Annotated in this window: 24 protein-coding genes; 10 read left to right on the top strand and 14 right to left on the bottom strand. The window is 69.4% G+C overall.

Annotation, left to right across the window (positions count from 1 at the left end):
- Positions 1-6: 6 nt before the first annotated feature.
- Complete coding sequence (locus LX88_RS36595; RefSeq protein ID WP_258952344.1) at positions 7-435, bottom strand: winged helix-turn-helix transcriptional regulator; 429 nt, start codon at positions 433-435, stop codon at positions 7-9.
- A gap of 82 nt (positions 436-517) precedes the next feature.
- Here LX88_RS36595 and LX88_RS36590 point away from each other — a divergent pair, with 82 nt between their 5' ends.
- The gene (locus tag LX88_RS36590) at positions 518-1,174 is read left to right on the top strand and encodes an SDR family oxidoreductase (protein ID WP_258952343.1); all 657 of its coding nucleotides are present in this window, start codon (positions 518-520) and stop codon (positions 1,172-1,174) included.
- A 26-nt stretch (positions 1,175-1,200) separates the two neighbouring features.
- Here the strand turns inward: LX88_RS36590 and LX88_RS36585 are convergent, their stop codons facing one another.
- From LX88_RS36585 to LX88_RS36575, 3 genes are all read right to left on the bottom strand, one after another.
- A complete protein-coding gene (locus LX88_RS36585; protein ID WP_258952342.1) occupies positions 1,201-1,704 on the bottom strand; it encodes a GNAT family N-acetyltransferase in 504 nt (167 codons plus the stop codon).
- Positions 1,682-2,278, bottom strand: coding sequence for a dihydrofolate reductase family protein (locus tag LX88_RS36580; RefSeq protein WP_258952341.1), 597 nt, complete (start codon positions 2,276-2,278; stop codon positions 1,682-1,684). Before LX88_RS36580 ends, LX88_RS36585 begins: the two co-directional genes overlap by 23 nt.
- Positions 2,279-2,367: 89 nt before the next feature.
- Positions 2,368-3,060 (bottom strand): DUF2848 domain-containing protein, encoded by a 693-nt coding sequence (locus tag LX88_RS36575; protein ID WP_258952340.1) that lies wholly within the window; start codon positions 3,058-3,060, stop codon positions 2,368-2,370.
- A gap of 46 nt (positions 3,061-3,106) precedes the next feature.
- On the opposite strand from LX88_RS36575, the gene LX88_RS36570 reads away from it, so the two are divergent.
- The gene (locus LX88_RS36570; RefSeq protein WP_307791792.1) at positions 3,107-4,486 is read left to right on the top strand and encodes an MFS transporter; all 1,380 of its coding nucleotides are present in this window, start codon (positions 3,107-3,109) and stop codon (positions 4,484-4,486) included.
- On the opposite strand, the gene LX88_RS36565 is transcribed toward LX88_RS36570, so the two are convergent.
- Positions 4,447-5,064, bottom strand: coding sequence for a GntR family transcriptional regulator (locus LX88_RS36565; RefSeq protein WP_258952338.1), 618 nt, complete (start codon positions 5,062-5,064; stop codon positions 4,447-4,449). The two genes, LX88_RS36570 and LX88_RS36565, sit on opposite strands and share 40 nt — an antisense overlap.
- Before the next feature lie 43 nt (positions 5,065-5,107).
- On the opposite strand from LX88_RS36565, the gene LX88_RS36560 reads away from it, so the two are divergent.
- On the top strand, positions 5,108-5,884 hold the full coding sequence (locus tag LX88_RS36560; protein ID WP_258952337.1) for a carbon-nitrogen hydrolase family protein: 777 nt from the start codon (positions 5,108-5,110) through the stop codon (positions 5,882-5,884).
- Positions 5,884-6,222 (top strand): cupin domain-containing protein, encoded by a 339-nt coding sequence (locus LX88_RS36555; RefSeq protein ID WP_258952336.1) that lies wholly within the window; start codon positions 5,884-5,886, stop codon positions 6,220-6,222. The genes LX88_RS36560 and LX88_RS36555 overlap by 1 nt, the downstream gene beginning before the upstream one ends.
- Here LX88_RS36555 and LX88_RS36550 read toward each other — a convergent pair.
- From LX88_RS36550 to LX88_RS36540, 3 genes are all read right to left on the bottom strand, one after another.
- On the bottom strand, positions 6,219-7,244 hold the full coding sequence (locus tag LX88_RS36550) for a hemolysin family protein (protein ID WP_258952335.1): 1,026 nt from the start codon (positions 7,242-7,244) through the stop codon (positions 6,219-6,221). The two genes, LX88_RS36555 and LX88_RS36550, sit on opposite strands and share 4 nt — an antisense overlap.
- Entirely contained in the window at positions 7,241-8,551 is a 1,311-nt protein-coding gene (locus LX88_RS36545) for a hemolysin family protein (RefSeq protein WP_258952334.1), read from the bottom strand. The genes LX88_RS36550 and LX88_RS36545 overlap by 4 nt, the downstream gene beginning before the upstream one ends.
- A gap of 115 nt (positions 8,552-8,666) precedes the next feature.
- Complete coding sequence (locus LX88_RS36540; protein ID WP_258952333.1) at positions 8,667-9,683, bottom strand: LacI family DNA-binding transcriptional regulator; 1,017 nt, start codon at positions 9,681-9,683, stop codon at positions 8,667-8,669.
- A gap of 122 nt (positions 9,684-9,805) precedes the next feature.
- Between LX88_RS36540 and LX88_RS36535 the strand changes: the two genes are divergently transcribed.
- Genes LX88_RS36535 through LX88_RS36525 form a run of 3 tightly spaced genes read left to right on the top strand, consistent with a single transcriptional unit; the run spans position 9,806 to position 12,763 of the window.
- Positions 9,806-10,948, top strand: coding sequence for a Gfo/Idh/MocA family protein (locus LX88_RS36535; RefSeq protein WP_258952332.1), 1,143 nt, complete (start codon positions 9,806-9,808; stop codon positions 10,946-10,948).
- A complete protein-coding gene (locus LX88_RS36530; RefSeq protein WP_258952331.1) occupies positions 10,941-11,975 on the top strand; it encodes a dihydrodipicolinate synthase family protein in 1,035 nt (344 codons plus the stop codon). The genes LX88_RS36535 and LX88_RS36530 overlap by 8 nt, the downstream gene beginning before the upstream one ends.
- Positions 11,957-12,763, top strand: coding sequence for a sugar phosphate isomerase/epimerase family protein (locus LX88_RS36525; protein WP_258952330.1), 807 nt, complete (start codon positions 11,957-11,959; stop codon positions 12,761-12,763). Before LX88_RS36530 ends, LX88_RS36525 begins: the two co-directional genes overlap by 19 nt.
- 111 nt (positions 12,764-12,874) lie before the next feature.
- Here the strand turns inward: LX88_RS36525 and LX88_RS36520 are convergent, their stop codons facing one another.
- Positions 12,875-13,909 (bottom strand): serine hydrolase, encoded by a 1,035-nt coding sequence (locus LX88_RS36520; protein WP_258952329.1) that lies wholly within the window; start codon positions 13,907-13,909, stop codon positions 12,875-12,877.
- Between the two features lie 50 nt (positions 13,910-13,959).
- On the opposite strand from LX88_RS36520, the gene LX88_RS36515 reads away from it, so the two are divergent.
- Positions 13,960-14,643: an SDR family oxidoreductase gene (locus LX88_RS36515; protein ID WP_258952458.1), complete on the top strand. Its 684-nt coding sequence runs from the start codon at positions 13,960-13,962 to the stop codon at positions 14,641-14,643.
- An 11-nt stretch (positions 14,644-14,654) separates the two neighbouring features.
- Positions 14,655-15,266, top strand: coding sequence for an alpha/beta hydrolase (locus LX88_RS36510; RefSeq protein ID WP_258952328.1), 612 nt, complete (start codon positions 14,655-14,657; stop codon positions 15,264-15,266).
- Here the strand turns inward: LX88_RS36510 and LX88_RS36505 are convergent.
- A complete protein-coding gene (locus LX88_RS36505) occupies positions 15,253-15,678 on the bottom strand; it encodes a MarR family winged helix-turn-helix transcriptional regulator (protein ID WP_258952327.1) in 426 nt (141 codons plus the stop codon). The genes LX88_RS36510 and LX88_RS36505 overlap by 14 nt on opposite strands.
- An 81-nt stretch (positions 15,679-15,759) precedes the next feature.
- On the opposite strand from LX88_RS36505, the gene LX88_RS36500 reads away from it, so the two are divergent.
- Entirely contained in the window at positions 15,760-16,635 is an 876-nt protein-coding gene (locus LX88_RS36500) for a hypothetical protein (RefSeq protein ID WP_258952326.1), read from the top strand.
- On the opposite strand, the gene LX88_RS36495 is transcribed toward LX88_RS36500, so the two are convergent.
- The 4 genes from LX88_RS36495 to LX88_RS36480 are packed head-to-tail and all read right to left on the bottom strand — an operon-like array spanning position 16,619 to position 19,902.
- Positions 16,619-17,167, bottom strand: a complete 549-nt coding sequence (locus LX88_RS36495) for a S1 RNA-binding domain-containing protein (RefSeq protein ID WP_258952325.1) — start codon at positions 17,165-17,167, stop codon at positions 16,619-16,621. The genes LX88_RS36500 and LX88_RS36495 overlap by 17 nt on opposite strands.
- Positions 17,167-17,970: an alpha/beta fold hydrolase gene (locus LX88_RS36490; RefSeq protein WP_258952324.1), complete on the bottom strand. Its 804-nt coding sequence runs from the start codon at positions 17,968-17,970 to the stop codon at positions 17,167-17,169. Before LX88_RS36490 ends, LX88_RS36495 begins: the two co-directional genes overlap by 1 nt.
- Positions 17,971-17,989: 19 nt before the next feature.
- Entirely contained in the window at positions 17,990-18,421 is a 432-nt protein-coding gene (locus LX88_RS36485) for a cupin domain-containing protein (RefSeq protein WP_258952323.1), read from the bottom strand.
- Positions 18,418-19,902, bottom strand: a complete 1,485-nt coding sequence (locus LX88_RS36480; protein ID WP_258952322.1) for a diguanylate cyclase domain-containing protein — start codon at positions 19,900-19,902, stop codon at positions 18,418-18,420. The genes LX88_RS36485 and LX88_RS36480 overlap by 4 nt, the downstream gene beginning before the upstream one ends.
- Between the last annotated feature and the right edge of the window lie 44 nt (positions 19,903-19,946).

Below are 19,946 nucleotides of genomic sequence, written 5' to 3'. Positions count from 1 at the left end.
CCCAACTTAGTGGGTCAGCTCCGCCGCACGAGTCAGTGACTCGGATGTGGCTTCCTCGCCACACGCCGTGCACACCACACGGGGCTCCAGCACCGCGCCGCACGAGTGCTCCCACACGAGGGGAAGGGCCCCCTCCGTCACGTACGTGTCGCCCCACTCCTTGAGCATGAGCATCACGTTGTGCAGCGCGCGCCCCGAGTCCGTGAGCAGGTACTCGTGCCGTGGCGGGTGCTCGGAGTACTGGTGCTTCTCCAGCACCCCGGCGGCGACCAGCTTCTTCAGCCGCACGGTCAGCACATCACGTGAGGCGCCGGTGTTCGCGGCGATCTGGTCGAAGCGGGTGACGCCGAGAAAGACCTCGCGCAAAGCCAGCAGCGACCAGCGTTCGCCCACGACTCCGAGTGCGTTCGCGATGGAGCAGCTTCGAGGTGCCATGTGACCATCCTATCAGTGGGTTGGAAAATCCAACTTACGCCGCTAACGTGAGTTTGGAAAGCCAACTTAGGAGGTAGGGGTCATGGACTTCAACGGTGCGGCAGTGCTGGTGACCGGAGCCAACCGCGGGCTCGGCAGGGCGTTCGCCCAGGAGTTCGCGAAGCGCGGGGCGAAGGTCTACGCCGGTGCCCGCAACCCGGCGTCCGTCGTGGACGAGGGCGTCGTCCCGGTCCAGCTGGACGTGACCGACGACGCGTCCGTGGCGGCCGCGGCCAAGGAGCTCGGCGACGTCTCGATCGTCATCAACAACGCCGGCGTGCTCGTCGCGGGCGAGGACGTGGACAGCATCAAGGCGGAGTTCGAGGTCAACTTCTACGGCCTCGTCCGCACGACGGACGCGTTCGCGCCCGTCCTCAAGGCCAACGGCGGCGGCACCCTCGTCAACGTCCTGAGCATCCTCTCGTGGGTCGGCCGCCCGGCCTGGCGCGGCTACGCGGCGTCGAAGGCGGCGGGCTGGTCGCTCACGAAGTCGACGCGCGAAGACCTGCGGGAGCAGGGGACCAACGTCATCGGCGTGCACGTGGGCTTCATCGACACCGACATGACGGACGGCATCGACGCGCCCAAGATCGCGCCGGAGGACGTCGTCTCCCAGGTGCTGCAGGCGATCGAGAACGGTGACGACGAAGTGCTCGCTGACGACCGCACTCGCGCGGTGAAGGCGTCACTGGCCTCTTGAGGCGGACCGCGCAGGTGGGATCGCGCCTAGCGGCGCAGCTCCCACACGACGTCCACCCCGACGCGGTTGCCGATCGCGGGTTCGCGCGGCGGTGTGCGGCGGTCGATCTCGGTGAACCCGAGCCGCCGCGGCACACCGCTGCTCGCGACGTTGGCCTCGTCGTGCCAGATCTGGATCCTGCGCACGCCCTCCAGCGCGAACGCGAACTCCACGAGCTCCGCGGTGGCGGCCGTGGCGTGGCCCCGTCCGGTGTGTGCGGGGTGCAGCCAGTAGCCGATCTCCACGAGGTCGTCCTCGCCGTCCCGGTTCGCCGTCACCAGGCCGACGATCGCGCCGTCGACGGTGATGACGTGCGGGAACAGCGTTCCGTGTGCCCAGCCGCTCTCGGCGCCGGCGAGGAAGTCCGCGAGCATCGACGCGTCGTAGCCGTTGGCCGCCCAAGGCATCCACAGCCGCAGGTGTGCGAGCGATTCCGTGATGGCCTGGAACAGCTCCGTCGAGTCGGCGTCAGTCAGTCTCCGGAGCTTCATACGTGACTTTGTAGCGCAGGTGCGTGACCGAGGTGCTCTCAACGACCGAGACCGGGCCCTCCAGCGCGTATCCCTTGCCGGGCGCGAAGAACGGCGTGCCTCCGCCGAGGATCACCGGCACCAGGTCGAGGAAGATCTCGTCCACCAGGCCCGCGTCGATGGCCTGCCGCGCGATCTCGCCCGAGTTGAGCCCGACGGCCTTGTCGGCGGCGTGCTTCCGGGCCACCGCAACGGCTTCCTCGATGCCGCCGGTGACGAACGTGAAGTGTTCGTTGTCCTCCAACGGCCGGTGGGTGAGCACGACGGTGTGCACGCCCATCGGGTGCTGGCCGCCCCAGCCGTTGGTGAAGTCGTAGAGCTTGCGCCCCACGACCAGCGCGCCGGTCGCCTGGATCATCCCGCCGAAGTAGGCGGCGCTGGCGGGCGTGAGGTTGACGGTCATCGCGCCCGTCGGGACCGTGAACGCCACGTCGCCCGCCTCGTACCAGGCGAACAGCTTGTCGAAGCCGGAGAAGTCCGGGCCCGAGACGTAGCCGTCGATCGAGGTGCTGGCGCCCGTGTAGACCTTGCTCATCTTCTGTGCCTCCCTGTGTCGTGTCCTGCACAGGTACGTCGAACGCGCCGGCCCCTCGATCGACACGGCCCCCGGCGCCACATACCGGTTCAGCCGATGGGGTCGGGCAGCCTGGTGACCTCGTAGTCGCAGTCGAGGACATCGCCGGTCGCCGGGTCGCGCAGTTCGACGCGCCACCTCGACGCGAACTGGTCCACGCCGTGGTGCATCGGGATCGTGCCGGACAGCAGCACGGTGCCGGGCTCGAACTGCCCCAGCTCGCGCAGCCGCTCCACCCAGTACTGCGGGGTCAGCAGCTCGGCCAAGGTGCCGCGCTGGATCTCCACGCCGTCCGCCCACGCCGTGAGCTCGATCGAGTCGATCCGGTCCGCGACCTCGGACAGCCGCCACGCCCCGCGGCCCAGCACGTCCGGCCCGGCGTTCTTGCTCCACGCGACGCCGTGCACCTCCAGCGCGCGGTCCGTGTGGTCGCAGGCGACGGTCAGCAGGACGTCGTCCGAGGTGACGACGAGTGCCCACTCCGCCTCGCCGGACGTCTTGCCGTGCTGCGCTGGAACCGTCGAGGTCTGCTGCGCGAGGTACGGCGAGACGGGGTAGAGGCTCGGCGTCACGGACGGCGCCGGCACCCCCAGCTCAGCCAGTTCACGCACGTGAGCGGCCACTTCCTCCTGGCTGCGACCTGCGTAGCCGCCGTTCAGCAAAGTTGTCACGGTGACCTCGGCGACGGAGCCGTCCGGAAGGTCGAACTGCAGCGTGGTGGTCTGTGTACGAACGGTAGACATGCGGTACTCCTTGCGCATACGACTTGTATACAGGCAGTATTACGCCATGCCGCCAGCTACATCAAACGCAGGTACATCAGACGCAGGTGCATCAGACGCAGGTGCAGCAACGCAGGACGTGCCGCGTTCGGCCTTGGTGCGCGCCTTCGTGGCCTCGCTCTCCGGTACCGCCCTGGAGTGGTACGACTTCGCGATCTACAACGTCGCCGCGGCCGTCGTGCTCGGCCCGTTGTTCTTCCCGAGCTCCGAACCGCTCACCGCGACGCTGCTCGCGTTCTCGACGTACGCGGTCGGTTACCTGTCCCGGCCGCTCGGTGGGTTCCTGTTCGGCCGGCTCGGCGACAAGATCGGCCGGAAACGCGTGCTCGTCACGACGTTGATGATCACCGGTATCGCGACGTTGCTCATCGGCCTGTTGCCGACGCACGCCGCCATCGGCCCCGCGGCCGGTGTGCTGCTCGTGCTGCTGCGATTCGCGCAGGGCGTCGGGCTCGGCGGCGAGTGGGGCGGCGCGGTGCTGCTGTCCAGCGAGTACGGCAACCCGGAGCAACGCGGCTTCTGGGCCTCGGCCGCCCAGATCGGCCCGCCCGCCGGCAACCTGATGGCCAACGGCGTGCTCGCGCTCCTCGGCGTCGCGCTGTCGGACGCCGCGTTCATGTCGTGGGGCTGGCGCGTGGCGTTCCTGCTGTCCGCGGTGCTCGTGATCTTCGGCCTCTGGATTCGCGTGAAGCTGGAGGAGACGCCGGTCTTCAAGGCGATCGAGGCGCGCGGCGACCGCCCGTCCGCGCCGATCAGCGAGGTGTTCCGCACGCAGACCCGGCCGCTGGTCGCCGCCGTGCTGTGCCGCGTCGGCCCGGACGTGCTGTACGCGCTGCACACCGTCTTCGTGCTGACCTACCTCACGACCCAGCTGAAGCTGCCGCGCAACGTCGGTCTCGTCGCCGTGCTGATCGCCTCGGGCTTCCAGCTGTTCCTGATGCCGCTCGCCGGCTGGCTGTCGGACAAGGTCAACCGGCGCGGTCTCTACGCGGTGGCCGCGGTCTGCGGCGCGGTGTGGCCGTTCGTGCTCTTCCCGCTCATCGACACGAGGTCGTGGCCGCTGATCGTGCTCGGAGTCGTGGTGGGGCTGGGTTTCCACGCGTTCATGTACGGGCCGCAGGCCGCGTTCATCGCCGAGCAGTTCACCGAACGCCTGCGCTACACCGGAAGCTCGCTCGCCTACACGCTGGCCGGTGTGATCGGCGGCGCCATCGCCCCGTTGCTCTTCACCGCGCTGCTGGCCGGGTTCGGCACGTGGGTGATCGTCGGCCTCTACGTCACCGTGGCGTGCGTGGTGACGCTCGTCGGCCTCTGGCTCGGCCGCGATCCTCAGCCGGACGACGAGGTTCAGCCGTTGAGCAGCACCTTCAGCGTGGTGTCCAAGTGAGCGGTGATCGCCGCGGTGGCCGCGCCGACGTCTCCGGACTCGAGCGCGGCCACGATCACGTCGTGCTCGTCGATCACGGCCTGCTGCCTGCCGTGCGCCCGGTACAACGCGACCACACCCGCGCGCACCTGCCGTGCGCGCAACCCCTCGTAGGTCTTCGTCAACAGCTCGTTGCCCGTCGCCGCCACCAGCAGCGCGTGGAACTGCCTGTCGACGTCGATGAACTGCCGCGCGTCCTCGACCAGGAACCGCTGCTGCTCGATGAGCTCCTGCATCTGCCGCAACGGAACGGTGCCCTCGCCGATCGTGCGCTCGGCGGCGTACCGCTCGATGACGCCGCGCAACTCCATCAACTCGCTGATCTGGCGCGAGGACAACGGCGCGACGTACGCCCCCTTCTTCGGCACGAGCTGCACGAGGTCTTCGGCCGCGAGCAGCAGCAGGGCCTCGCGGATCGGTGTGCGGGAGACGCCGATCTGGTTGGCGACGTCCTGCTCGCTGATGAACCGCCCCTGCATCCCAGGGTCGGCGAGAATCGTGTCCTTGAGGAACTCGTAGGCCTTTTCTCTGCCAGACAAGCTGTCTGCACCCTGCATACAACATGTATACCAGAGGAGGATCATGCGCTTCGCGTTGTGCCAGATCAGTTCCACCGCTGATCCGCAGGAGAACCTTGCCACCGTCCGCGCCGAAGTAGCGAGCGCTGCTGCGAACGGCGCACGCGTGGTGCAGTTCCCGGAAGCCGCCCAGTGCCGCTTCGGCGTGCCGCTCAAGCCGATCGCCGAACCTCTCGACGGCCCGTGGGCAACGGCGGTCCGCGAGATCGCCGACGAGCACGACGTGGTGGTGGTCGCCGGCATGTTCACACCCGGCGAGGGGGACAAGGTCACCAACACGACCCTCGTCACCGGTGCGGGCCTGCACCTCGGCTACGACAAGGTGCACCTGTTCGACGCCTTCGGCTTCCGCGAGTCCGACACCGTCACCCCCGGCGAGAAGCCCGTGACGTTCGAGGTGGACGGCACCACGATCGGCCTCGCCACCTGCTACGACGTCCGGTTCCCCGAACTCTTCCGCGCCCTCGCCGCCACCGCGCCCGTCATCCTGCTCGGGGCGTCCTGGGGAGCGGGCCCGGGCAAGGCCGACCAGTGGGACCTGCTGGTCCAGGCCCGTGCTCTGGACGCGACGTCGTGGGTCCTCGCCTGCGGGCAGGCCGACCCCGATGCCGATCACGGTTCCGCCCCGACGGGAATCGGCCGCAGCGCTGTGATCGACCCGATCGGCTCCGTGCGCGAGCGACTCGAAGGCATCCCCGGCACGATTCTGTCCGATGTGGACGTTCAGCTCGTCGAAGAGGTCCGCGCCGAGCTGCCCGTGCTGGCGAACCGGAGGCTGTGATGCGCGAGGAACACGAGTTCTTCCCGGTCGAGGCGATCGACTGGCGTCAGGACGGCAAAGGCGTCACCGAACGAGTCCTGAGCCGCGACCCGGACACGTCGACCCTCACGAGGATCGCGCGCTGGGAACCGGGCCTCGAAACCGAGGGCGTGATCCGCCACGACTACCACGAGGAGGTCTACCTGCTGGAGGGCGATCTCACCGATCTGACCCTCGCCAGGACGTTCCGGGCCGGCGACTTCGCGAGCCGCCGCCCCGGAATGCCCCACGGTCCCTACCGGACGGACAAGGGCTGCACGATGCTCGAAATCCGCACAGCCCCCGGTGAAAGCCTCTAGACCCAGCGCACGTGGGTGCCGTCGCGCACCGTGCCCACGTACTCCTCCAACAGGTCCTCCATCGCCACGACCCCGAGCACTGTGCCGTCCGCGCTCACTGCGCGCGCGAGATGCGACTGGGCTCGGCGCAACGCGGTCAGCGCCTCGTCCAGGCGGGCGTCCGCGGGCACCTCGGGCAACCCGCGCACCCGGTCACGTGGCACCGACGTCTCCGCGCCTTCCAGGTCCAGCACGTCCTTGACGTGCAGGTACCCGATCAGCCCGGCGTCGGCGAGCACGGGGAACCGCGAGAACCCGGTCTCCGCGACGGCGGCCTCGATCTCGCCCACGGTCGGCGACGCGGACACCGTTGTCAGCCTGTCCAGCGGAACCAGCACGTCGGCCACGGTGCGTGCGGCGGAGGACAACGTCTGCGTCAGCCGCCGGTGTTCCGAGTCCTCCAGCAGGCCCTCGGACCGGGACTGGCCGATCAGCAACGCCAGTTCGTCCGGCGTGTAGGCCGATTCCAGCTCGTCGACCGGCTCCACGTCGAACCGGCGCAGCACCCACCGGCCGACGGCCGTGAACAAGGCCAGCGCCGGTGCGATCATCCGCGAGAAGCCGTAGTGCACCGGGACCAGCCACACCGCGGCCCGTTCCGGACCGGCGATCGCCAGGTTCTTCGGCACCATCTCGCCGAGGATCGTGTGCAGCGCGACGACGATGACCAACGCCACCGCGAACGCCACACCGTGCACCACGGCCAACGGCAGCCCAACGGCGCTGAGGGGCCCCTCCAGAACGGAAGCCAGCGCGGGTTCGGCGATCACGCCGAGCCCTAGGGAGCACAGCGTGATGCCCAGCTGCGCGCCCGCGATCAGCAACGGCAGCTGCTGCGACGCCTTGATCGCGGTGCGGGCCCGGGAAGATCCCTTGTCCGCCAACGCCTCCAGGCGGTCCCGGCGCGCGGTGATCACCGCGAACTCGGCACCGACGAAGAACGCGTTGCCCGCCAGCAGGAAGGCGATGATGAGGAAGTTCACGAGGACGACACCACCCGGAGCTCGGCCACGCGGTGCTTGTCCATCCGCATGACGGTCACCCTCCACCCGTCGACGCGAATCTCGTCGCCGACGTCCGGAATCCGGCCGAGCCGCGCCAGCACCAGGCCGGCCAGCGTCTCGTAGTCGCCCTCGGGCATCTGGAACCCGGTCGCGTCGGCCACCTCGTCGTCGCGCAGCAGCCCGGACACGATCCAGCTGTTCGACCCCAGCGACCGCACCGGGGCCGCCTCACCGCGATCGTGCTCGTCGCGCACGTCGCCGACGATCTCCTCGACCACGTCCTCCAGCGTCACCATCCCTGCCGTGCCGCCGTACTCGTCGACGACCAGCGCCGTCTGCAGCCCGGACGCCCGCAGCCGGTCCAGCAGGGCATCGCCCTCCAGCGTCTCCGGCACCGAGTACACGGGCCGGGTCAACGCCGACAGCGGAGTGGATGTACGCAGAGCGGAAGGCACCGCGAAGGCCTGCTTCACGTGCACGATCCCGCTCACCTCGTCCAGCGAGCCGTTGTGCACGGGGAACCGGGAGAAGCCGGTCTGCCGGGCCTTCATCACGAGGTCCGCGACCGTCGCGTCGCCGCGCAACGCCTCGACCCGCACGCGGGGCGTCATCAGCTCGCCGGCCGTCCGGTCGCCGAAGCGCAGCGACCGGTCCAGCAGCACCGCGGTGCCCTGGTCCAGCGTGCCGTGCTCGGCGGACGTGCGGACCAGCGCGCCCAGCTCCTCGGGTGACCGCGCGGACGCCAGCTCCTCGACCGGCTCGACGCCCAGGCGCCGGACCAGCCAGTTCGCGGAGTTGTTCATCCAGTTGATCAACCAGCGGAAGATCCTGGAGAACCCCGCCTGGATGCTGACCACGCTCCGCGCGGTCTCCAGCGGCTTCGCGATGGCCAGATTCTTGGGCACGAGCTCGCCGAACACCATCGACAACGACGTCGCGATCGCCAGTGCCAGCGCCAGCGACAACCCGTCGGCCAGGGCCCCGGACGCGCCGAGCGCCGTGAGTCCGGGCTCGATAAGGTTCGCGATCGCGGGCTCCGCGATGTAACCGGTGATCAGCGTGGTCAGCGTGATGGCGAGCTGTGCGCCGGAGAGCTGGAACGAGAGAGTGCGATGCGCACGGTCGATGGTGTGCGCCTTGGCGTCGCCCACCTCGGCCACGTGACGTTCGACGGTGCTTCGTTCCAGCGCGGTCAGCGAGAACTCGGCCGCCACCGCGATGAAGGTGCCCGCGGTCAGTGCCACTACGGCGACCAGACCGAGCACGCTGAGAAGGATTCCGGTCACCTACGTGCTCCTGAACTGCAGGAACAAGGGACCGGGTTGGTATGCCAGCCGGGGCCAGACCCCATGGGGACGGCTCAACTCCTCATGACTCAAGTACGTGAACAGCCAGACGAGTCTAATTGTGGGCAGTGGAGGCCCGAAGCACCACCTCACCGGCCACCCGGACGGTGCGTGCCTCGTCACCCCCGGCGTCCAGCACGAGACCTGCGGCGATCTCGCCCATCTCCTCCAGCGGCAGTCGCACGGTGGACAGTGCCGGAACCGTGTCGCGCAGTGTCGGGATGTCGTCGAACCCGGCGATCGAGATGTCCTCCGGGATGCGCACGCCACGTTCGCGCAGCGCGGCCATGGCCCCCATCGCCATGACGTCCGTCACGGCGAACACGCAGGTGGAGCGCGACTTCGACGCCAGCAGCTCCATCGCGGCGGCGTACCCGCCGTCACGGGTGAAGGCGCCGTTGATCACCACGGGCGGTGCGATCCCGGCGTCGGCGAGGCCTGCCTTGAACCCCGCGAGCCGGTCGCGGGCCACCACGAGCTCGGAAGGACCACCCAACACGGCGAACTTCTTGTGGCCGAGCTCGGTCAGCGCACGGGCCAGGGCGCGGCCGCCCGCGCGGTTGCCGGGAACGACCGTGTCGGTGCCGAGCTTCGCCTGCGACACGCACGCGACACGCCCGCCCTGTTCGCTGAACGCGTCGATCTCGGCCGCCAGCCGCGACTGCGCGGCGCGGTCCGTGGTGCGCGAACCGGCCAGCACCACCGCACGGGCCCGATGCGCACGCAGGGTGGAGAGCAGCTCCGCCTCACGTTCGGGACGGCGCCCGGTCGTGCCGAGGACGACCGAGAGCCCGGCGGCCTCGGCGACCCGCGTCACCCCCGCCGCGATGCACGAGAAGTACGGGTCGGTGATGTCGTGGACCACCAGCCCGACCAGCGAGCTCGAGTTGCGGGCCAGCGCCTGCGCGGACGCGTTCGGCACGTAGCCGAGCTCCTCCGCGGTGCGCAGGACGCGCTCGCTCAGGTCCTCGCTCACCTGCCGCGTGCTGCCGTTGAGCACGCGAGAAGCGGTCGCCAACGACACACCCGCCTGCTTCGCCACCTCGGCGAGCGTCACCTGTCGGGCGGACACGACCACCTCCGTCAACCTGCATGTGAGCGCTGAGACTAACTCGCGAGGAGGTTGACGTCCGTCAAGCGCCGCGATTAGCGTGGCGGGAAAGCGCTTTCCAGCGCTGTTTCCAGGGAGGTGCGATGGCGGTTCGGACCATTGGCGTGGCGGTCAACGGTGTCACCGGGCGGATGGGGTACCGCCAGCACCTGGTCCGTTCGCTGCTTCCGTTGCGCGACGAGGGCGTGCGGCTGCCGGACGGGACCGTGCTGAAGGTCGAACCGGTCCTCGTGGGCCGCAACGCCGACAAGCTCAAGGAGATCGCCGAGCGCCACGACCTCGCGCGCTGGACGACGGACCTCGACAGTGCGCTCGCCGACCCGTCGGTCGAGATCTACTTCGACTCGCAGGTCACGTCAAAGCACGTCGAGTCCATCACGAAGGCGATCGAGGCCGGCAAGCACGTCTACACCGAGAAGCCGGTCAGCGAGACCGTCGAGGAGGCACTGGAGCTCGCGCGGCTGGCCGAGGCCAGGGGCGTGAAGCACGGCGTGGTGGCGGACAAGCTGTACCTGCCCGGCATCCGCAAGCTCAAGCGGCTGATCGACGGCGGCTTCTTCGGCCGCGTCCTCAGCGTGCGCGGCGAGTTCGGCTACTGGGTCTTCGAGGGCGACTGGCAGTCCGCGCAGCGCCCGAGCTGGAACTACCGGGCGGAGGACGGCGGCGGCATCGTCTCGGACATGTTCTGCCACTGGAGCTACCTGCTGCACGACCTGTTCGGCCGGGTCGAGGCCGTGACCGCGAAGGCCGTGACGCACATTCCAACCCGGTGGGACGAACAGGACAACGCCTACGAGGCGACCGCGGACGACGCCGCGTACGGGATCTTCGAGATCGCGAACGGCGTCATCGCCCAGATCAACTCGTCCTGGTGCGTGCGGGTGCGCCGCGACGAGCTCGTCGAGTTCCAAGTGGACGGCACCGAGGGGAGTGCGGTCGCGGGGCTGCGCGAGTGCTTCGTGCAGCCCCGCGCCGTCACGCCGAAACCCGTGTGGAACCCGGATCTCCCGGTCACGCACCCGTTCCGCGACCAGTGGCAGCAGGTGCCGGACAACGAGGAGTTCGACAACGGCTTCAAGGTGCAGTGGGCGGAGTTCCTGCGCCACGTCTACGGGGGCGCGCCGTTCCCGCACGACTTCCGCGCCGGGGCACGGGGCGTCGCGCTGGCGGCGGCCGGTCTGCGGTCCTCTTCGGAGGGTCGCCGGGTGGAGATCGCCGATGTCTAGCCAAGGTCAGTTCAACCGCATCGTGTTCGCCGCCGCTCACGTTGTGGCCCAGGACGAACGCACGGTCGACTGGGACGCCACCCTGGCGTTCCGGCACCACCTGTGGTCGCATGGCCTGGGTGTCGCGGAGGCCATGGACACCGCGCAACGCGGCATGGGCCTGGACTGGCCGGCGGCCGCCGAGCTCATCCGCCGCAGCGCCGCCGAGAAGGCGGGACGGATCTGCGCGGGTGTCGCGACCGACCAGCTGACCGGTGGGGCAAGCCTCGACGAGGTGCTGAACGCCTACCTGGAACAGCTCGAGGTCGTCCAGGAGGCCGGCGCCCAGCCCGTCCTGATGTGCTCACGTCAGCTCGCGGCGGCGGCACGCGGTCCCGAGGACTACGAGAAGGTCTACGGCACGCTGCTCGACCGCGTCAGCGAACCGGTGGTCCTGCACTGGCTCGGCACCGCGTTCGACCCGCGGCTGGAGGGGTACTGGGGTTCGGCCGACGTCACCCAGGCCACCCGGAACTTCCTGGAGATCATCCGCTCGCGGCCGGACAAGGTCGACGGTGTGAAGGTCTCGCTGCTCGACGCCGCCCACGAGATCGGGCTGCGGCGCGCGCTGCCGGACGGCGTCCGCTGCTACACCGGCGACGACTTCAACTACCCGGAGCTGATCGCGGGCGACGAGCAGGGCCACAGCCACGCGTTGCTCGGCATCTTCGACCCGATCGCACCGGTGGCGGCGAAGGCACTCGCCAAGCTGGCGGAGGGCGACACCGGCGAGTTCCACCGGATCATGGCGCCGACGGTTCCGTTGTCCCGCCATCTGTTCAGCGCGCCGACTTACTACTACAAAACGGGCGTCGTGTTCCTGGCGTGGCTCGCCGGGCACCAGGAGCGGTTCCAACTGCTCGGTGGCCTGGAGACCGCGCGCAGCATCGAGCACCTGGCCGAGGCGAAACGCCTCGCGGAGATCGCCGGCGTGGTCGAACCGGAGTTCGCGGAACGGCGGTGGAGCCAGTGGCTCGCCTCTCGCTGAACCAGGCCACGATCAAACGCGCCACGGTCGCCGAAGCCGTCGACGGTTGTGCGCGGCACGGGATCGAGTCGATCGGGCTGTGGCGCGAACCGGTCGCCGACCACGGCCTGGAACGCACCGCCAAGATCGTCCAGGACGCCGGGCTGCGCGTGTCGTCGTTGTGCCGCGGCGGGTTCCTCACGGCCGTGGACAACCGAAGCGCGCTCGACGACAACCGCCGAGCGATCGACGAGGCGGCGGCGTTGCGCACCGGCACGCTGGTCATGGTCGTCGGGGGAGTGGCGGGCGACAAGGACCTCATCGGCGCACGTCAGCGCGTCGCCGACGCCATCGCCGAGCTGTCGGTGCACGCGGCGCAGGCGGGCGTGGTGCTGGCGCTGGAACCGATGCATCCGGTGTTCTGCGCGGATCGCGGCGTGCTGTCGACGCTGTCCCAGGCGCTGGACATCGCCGAACGGCACGAGTCGGTCGGCGTCGTCGTGGACGCGCTGCACGTGTGGTGGGACCCGGCCGTGGACGAGCAGATCGCCCGCGCGGGACGGCTCATCGCGTCGTACCAGGTGTGCGACTGGCTCACGCCCGTGCCCGCCGACGTGCTGCTCGGACGCGGCTATCCCGGTGACGGTGACATCGACCTGGGCCGGCTGACCCGGCAGGTCGCGGCGACCGGGTACTCGGGTGACGTCGAGGTGGAGATCTTCAACGCGGCCGTTTGGGCGGCGGACTTCGACGAGGTGATCGGGGAGGTGACGCGCAGGTACCACGACGTTGTGGAACCGGCGCTGTGACTCGCGCGGGGAAGCCGGTCGTCGACGGCGGCGACGACCGACCCCGGCGAAGCTGTCTGTATATCCGAAACCGGTGCCGATTGGCCGGGGTTTCAGAGAAATCTCAGCAACTCAGCCGCCGTTGAAGAACCTGTAGACCTTCACGCGGTGCTTCGGGCGGGTGGTCGTGATCTTGATGACGGCGTCGAACATGGACCGTCCGAGCTCCGCGCGGGCCGCGACGGCCGGGTGCGTGGTGCTGAAGTCCTCGTCGTTCACGGCCTTGTCGCCGGAGAACTCGCCGGACGCGAACATCGAGTAGATCAGGATCGCCCGGCTGTCCGCGCTGAACATGATCCCGGCCTCGTTGCGGCCGTCCTCGAACCAACCGGCCTTCGTGGCGACGCGCAGGCGCTCGTTCGTCGTCAGGTTGAGCCGCACGCCGTCGGTGAAGCTCGCCGTGGCGCGCAGGATGTTGAGCAGGTACGCGGTGGACGCGGCCGAGAGCAGCTGGCCGTCGACCAGTTTCTGCAGCAACGTGTGCGTCTCGCGCGCCGTCGTCGTGCCGAGGAAGAACCGGTTCGGGTTCGCGACCGGGACGACCTGGGTGTGCACGAAGCCCTTGGACCGCAGGATCTCGTTGAGCTCCAGCGCCGGCACGACCAGGCCGCACAGGCGGACCGCGGTGTTGTCCGACACGGTCAGCAGGTTCGCGAGCGCGTGGCCGACCGTGACCTCGCTCGGGTACGCGCCGTCGAGCGCGAAGATGCCGTCGGTGTCCTGGATGACGATGGCGGACGACACGGTGACCGTCTGGTCGAGCCTGATCAGCCCGCGGTCCACCTTGTCCAGCACGGCGACCGCGACGGCGATCTTGTTGACGCTGTAGGCCTCGACGACCACGTCCGCGTTCTCGTCGACGGCGGGCTTCGTCGTGCCGTCCAGGTCGGCGACCGTGATCAGCGACGACCAGCTGCCCCTCGCCTTGCGGGTCTGCCGCTTGTAGATCTGGGCCACGCGCTTGCGCGACCGGTCGGCCGTCGCCGGGGAGCGTTCGATCTCTACCTCCGCGTCTTCCTGTGCTTGTGCTGCACCGTTGGAGCCGAGCACGGCCGTCGCGGCCGCGACGGTTCCCAGCCCGAACACGGACCTGCGGTTCAAAGTCATGGGCGACATCAAAACAGGCGGCACTGACGTTTCCCTGACTAGGGTTCCGGATCATGGAAAACGTCTTCGTGGTGACCGGTGCTTCCCGCGGAATCGGGGCGGCGACCGCCTCCCTGGCCGCCCAGGCGGGGTATCGCGTGGTCAGGGCCTCCCGTTCGGCCGAAGAATCTGTCGGTGATCGCGGCTGGGACGCCCGATGCGACGTTTCTTCCTGGGATTCCGTGCAGGATCTCATGTCGCGCGTGGAGTCCCGCTGGGGTCGGATCGACGTCGTCTTCGCCAATGCGGGCGTTTCGGTGGACACGTCGTTCGTCTCTTCGGCGGGCGCCGAGCCTCGCGAATGGACGGACATGGTCGTCACGAACGTCTGCGGACCGGCCTTCACGGCCCGCGCCGCGATGCCCGCGCTGATCCGCTCCGGCGGCCACCTGGTGATGACCGGCTCCGCGGCCGGCCGAGGCGTCCGCCCCGGCAACCTGTACTCGGCGACGAAGTGGGCGATCACCGGTCTGGCACAGGCGATCCGCGCTGAAGCCGTGGAAACCGGGGTCAGGGTGACGGTGGTGCAGCCAGGACTCGTCGACACCGACGCCATTCCGCCGTCGCGTGTGGATGACCCGAAGCTGGCACCGGAAGACGTTGGCAGGGCGGTGCTCTACGCCGTGTCCCAGCCATCCACTGTGGACGTGAACGAGATCCTGCTGCGGCCCACCGGCCAGGCGGCGCATCGCTGAGGGGGTAGTTCGTGATCGTGCTCTTCGCGGTAGGCGGCGGCGGTGACCCAAAGCGGCACCGCCCGCTGCTGGACCACTTCACCGCCCGCGGCCACCAGGTCATCGCGCCGTCGTTCCCGCGCCTGCACCCGCAGCAGGCCACCTGGGACGACTACCTGGCCCGCCCTCTCGGCCTGGTGGAGGCCCTGCGCGACGTCGCCCCGGACGCCGAGGTGGCCGTGATCGGTCACTCGATCGGCGCTTGGGCGGGGTTGTGCCTCGCGGGCGCGACGCCGTGGAGCAAGGAGGGCGAGCCCCTCGACGTGCCAAGGGATTCCCGAGTCAGCCGCCTGGTGCTCTACACCCCGCCCGCGGGCTGGTTCGCGGCCCCCGGCGCACTCGACGCGGTGCGGACGCCGATCCTCGCCTACGTCGGCGAACTGGACACCTTCGTGCCGCCGTCGGAGGTCGAGGTGGTGAAGTCCGCGCCGGCCGAGGTGGACCTGCGGGTCGTGCCGAAGGCGGGCCACTTCGGCTTCGTGCACGTGCCGCCACCGGGGATGGAGGACGACCCGGCGTTCGACCGCGACGGCTTCCTGGCCCGGATGGCCGACGAGACCTACGAGTTCGTCACCGCTCGCTGAGCACGTCCGAACACCGCTGCAGGAGCGCGCGCAACTGTGCGCGCTCCTCGTCGGTGAACGCGTCCGCCAGCCTCTGCTCCACCGCCACCGCGGCCTTGTCCGCCTCGCGGAACCTCGCCTGCCCCGCCTCGGTCAGCCGGTTCTCCAGGACGTTGCGCTGCCACTGGTTCGACGTGCGCTCCACCAGGCCGAGCGCGACCAGGTTCTGCAGGATCGTCGTCATCGTCTGAGGCGTGGTCAGGCACAACCGCGCGAGCGTCGCCGCGGGCGCACCGGGGTGCTCGCTCAGGGCCAGCAGCGCCGCGTACTGCGGCACGGTCAGCCCCGCGGGCTTCACGGCCGCCGACTTCGCGGCCACCAGGTCAAGCTCGGCGCGCTTGATGTCTCCGCCGATCCGATCACCGCTGCGCATCCCTCCAGCATAGGAGTGTGATAAGAGTATGGATGAGTATCAGAACTCTGATAACCATCAGTGCTCGTACTGGAGGAAGCAATGCGCGTCCTGCTCGCCGTCATGGCGGTGCTGGTGCTGTTCACGGGCACGGCGCACGCCACGCCGAGGCACATCGAGGCACGCTCGCCGTCGCTGCACCCCGAGGGCGTGGCCTGGGATCCGAGCCGCGGCCAGTTCCTCGTCAGCTCGCTGCGCCACGGCACGGTGTCGCTGGTCGGCACGAACGGCCGGGTCCGCCCGCTCGTCACCGGAAGCCACATGGTGTCCACGTTCGGTCTCCAGGTGGACGGCGGCCGGCTGCTGGTCACCTACGGGGACATCGGCTTCGGCGAACGATCGGAACCCGGTCAGTCCGGCCTCGGCATCTTCGACCTGCGCACCGGCCGCGCGCTGAAGTACGCCGACATCCCCGGCGGGGCCAACGACGTCGCCGTCGACCCGCGCGGCAACGCCTACGTCACCGGCACGCTGGGCGACACGATCTGGAAGGTCGGCCGCGACGGCACCGTGACACCGTTCGCCCGCGACCCCCGGCTGGGCGGGGCGTCGTTCGGCAACAACGGAATCGTCTGGGACCCCAGGGGATTCCTGGTCACCGGCCACTACACCGACGGCACCCTGCTGAAGGTCACGCAGAACCACGTGGAGGAACTGCCCGCACCGAAACTGCCGGGCGCGGACGGCCTCGCCCTCACCCCGCAGGGCCTGGTGGTCGTGACGAACGGCCTGGCCGCGCCGGGCAAGAACGCCGTCACGCTCCTGGACACCCGCACGTGGCAGGTGAGGTCCCAGCGGGACTGGAAGACCGCCCCGACCACGGCCGCCCGCACACCGCACGGCACCTACGTGCTCAGCGGCCGCGTCGACCTGCTGGTGAAGGGGGAGACGACGGACGAGTTCAGCCTCGACCGCTAGCCAGGACCACCCGGCGCCGCTCCCGGTCGATCTCGGTGACGACGACGGAGACCTCGTCGCCGACGGCGAGATCGACATCGGGGAGCAGGCCCTCGACGCCGTCGGCGAGCAGAACGAACATCCCGATCGGGGTTCGCATCGTCACGGGCCCGCGGAACTCCTGTCCGGCGGTGACGGCGTCGGCGAACGCCTGGAAGGGGTCCGGCTGCAGCGCCCTCAACGACATCCGGGCCTCCATCTGCAACGTGTCGTACTCGAGGAACTTGCCGCTGACGCGCTGTCCGACGGCCACGACGTCGGACAGGTCGTCGACGTGGTGCCAGGACAGGTTCGGGATCGTCACGAACCCGACGCCGGGGTAGCTCGGGTGGGCGGGGCCGCCGTCGAGCCGCACGAACACCCCGAAGTTCTCGACCGCCGCGACCGTGCCGGACAACACCTCGCCGAGACGCAGTCCGGACAGGAACTCGTGCAGCTCCGGATGTTCCCGCACCATCTCCAGCCACCGCTCGTGCGGGGACACCCGCACCATCAAGCGCCGCCCAGGAACTCCACCAGCAGCCGGTTCACCTCGTCCGGCCGCTCCAGGTACCCGACGTGCCCGGCACCCGCGACCTCGGCGTACCGCGCGCCGGGGATCGCGTCCGCCACCTCGCGCGACAACCGCGGCGGCAGCACGACGTCGTCGGCGAACCCGATGACCAGCGACCGCACGGCGATGTCGCGGTAGGCCGCGAGGCGCGTGTCGTACTCGCCGAGGCCGAGCTGGATGCGTTCGCCCGCGCCGAGCGTGTTGCCGGCGAACTCGTACATCTGCAGCCAGTCGCGGGCGACGACCGGGTCGGTCAGCGTCGTCTGCGACAGGTTCCTGACCACCGACGCCACCGCGTAGAACTGCAGCGGGATCTCGACGCCCTTGTCGTGCAGGTCGCACACCGCCTGCGACCAGGCCTGCGACACCGGTTCGGGCCGGCCTGCGGTCGCCATCATCACCGCCGAGCGCACCAGTGCCGGACGTGTCAGCGCCAGTTCCTGGGTGATGCGGCCGCCCAGCGACGTGCCGATCACGTGCGCCGGGCCGCCCAGGTGCTCGATCACGGCGGCGGTGTCGGCGACCATGTCGTCGAGCGTGAAGCCCTCCGCGCACTCGGACGACGGCCTGATGCCGCGGTTGTCGAAGTACGCGACGCGGTACCCGGCCTTGACCAGCGCGGGTACCTGGTACGAGCGCCAGACCCTGCCGGGACTGCCGGTACCCATCACGAGCACGACGAGATCGCCGGAACCCTCGGTCTGGACGTTCAGCTCGATGCCGTTGAGCGGGACAAGCGCCATTCCGGGGATCTTAGAGACGCTAGAACCTGCACAGGGGCCGAATGAGAGCAGCGTGTGAGGGATAACGCGCGCACAGGTCGTCCGCGTGCCCGAACTCCACGACGTCGTCGGTGTACGGCGGCACCACCACCGTGCCGACCAGCGACCAGTCGCCCGCCGGAGTGCTGCCCTGCCACACACCCGCGGGCACCACGACCTGCGGGTTCGACGCGCTCAGCACCGGCTCGGTCGCCGCGCCGTCCGGGTGCAGCAGCAGCATCCGCAACGGCGCCCCGGCGTGGAAGTGGTAGATCTCCAGGTGCTTCAGCACGTGCATGCCGGAGAAATCCGGGCGGCGCAACAGGTACGCGATCGCGGACGCCTCGGCGGACCGGTGCGTCTGCGCGAAGTACCCGCCCTCGACGGGCAGTTCCTGCATGCCGAGGTCGCTGATCAACTGCTCAGGGGTCACGTCATCTCCGGAAGCGGTGAACCGTGCACGACGACCATGCCTTTGCCGAGCCGCTTCGCCGTGTACATCGCGGCGTCCGCGGCCCCGAGCACGTCGTCGGCGGTGATCATGGGATCGTACGAGAGCCGTTGCGCCACACCGATGCTGGCGTGCACCCGGTGCACCCGGCCGTGGACCTCATGCGGATGCCCCAGCACCTTGAGCAGCCGGTCGCCGATCTCGTCGGCGTCGCCGCCGTCGACCAGCACACCGAACTCGTCACCGCCGAGCCGCGCCACGGTGTCCTCCGGCCGCACGCTGTTCACCAGCCGTGCGGCGACGTTGCGGAGCACCATGTCGCCCTCGGCGTGTCCGTTGTTGTCGTTGACCGCTTTGAAGCCGTCCACGTCGATGAACAGCAGGACCAACGGCGTGGAGCGGTCACGGTCTGAAAGCGCGCGCTCCAGCCGTTCCCGGAAGAGCGACCGGTTCGCGACGCCGGTCAACGGGTCGTGCGTCGCCTCGTGCCGTAGCTGTTCGCGAGAGACGCGCAGCTGGTCCATCAGCCGGACGTTGTCCATCATCGTGAACAGCTGACGCACGATCACGAGGCACATGACCAGAAGCCCGACGTAGATCTCGACCGGGTTGAGCCGCCCGCCCGTCGCGGTGTTCCAGCTGACGAACAGCCCGGTGATCGCGAGTGGCAGGTACGGCACGAGCAGGTGCAGCAGGTCGGCCATGCGCATGCGGCCGGGCGTGGGGTCGAGGTTGCGCACCGGGGCGAGCGCGCTCAGCAGGAAGAACGCCGGGCACAGCATGAAGCCGATGTCCGCGGTCGCCGGGATCGCCGTGTTGCCCTTGGAGATGTAGTACGCGAACACCCAGCCCGACGACGACTGCGCGATACCGGCCAGTGCCACGAAGAGCATCGGCCACTGACGCACGGCCTGATGCGTCCACGACATCACCACGATCGCCACGAGCAGCACGAGGTACGCGGCGGGATGTGCGATGACCGTGGCGAACCCAGGGCCTTCGGTGGCCCACGCGCGGGTCAGCGACTCCAGCGCCGACACCCACGTCAGCACGAACAGCGACCCGATCACGATCAGCCCGTCGAGCACGATCACCGTGCGGCTGCGGGAGTTCGGCAGCAGGTCGTCGGAACGGCGCTTCTGCGCCTTCGCGATCACGGCGGCCAGGCAGAGCACCGGCACCATCGTGAAACCGATCGGCGCGATCGTGGACGACGGCAGTTGCACGCCCATGATCTGCTGGCCCCAGATCCACGCGGACAACCCGATGCTGAGGCTGATCATCGCCGCCGTCATCCACCGGTCCCGCGACCGCGCGTAGGCGATCAGCGCCGCGACGGCGAAGACGAGCTGCACGACCTTGTCGATTGCGATACCGATATCGCGGGGCGCGGCCAGGGCGGAGAGGATGGCGATCGCCATGACGACGCCGACGCATCCCGCAACGGCCCAGAACCTCTTCACCCGTCACTCCCGTGATCGAAACCCGACCACCGTAGTAACGGCGG

The organism is Lentzea californiensis (genome assembly GCF_024648825.1).
In the GTDB taxonomy this organism is placed as follows: Bacteria; Actinomycetota; Actinomycetes; order Mycobacteriales; family Pseudonocardiaceae; genus Lentzea; species Lentzea californiensis.
The sequence above is the reverse complement of the archived record's forward strand: the minus strand, read 5'-3'. Positions and strand labels throughout refer to the sequence as shown.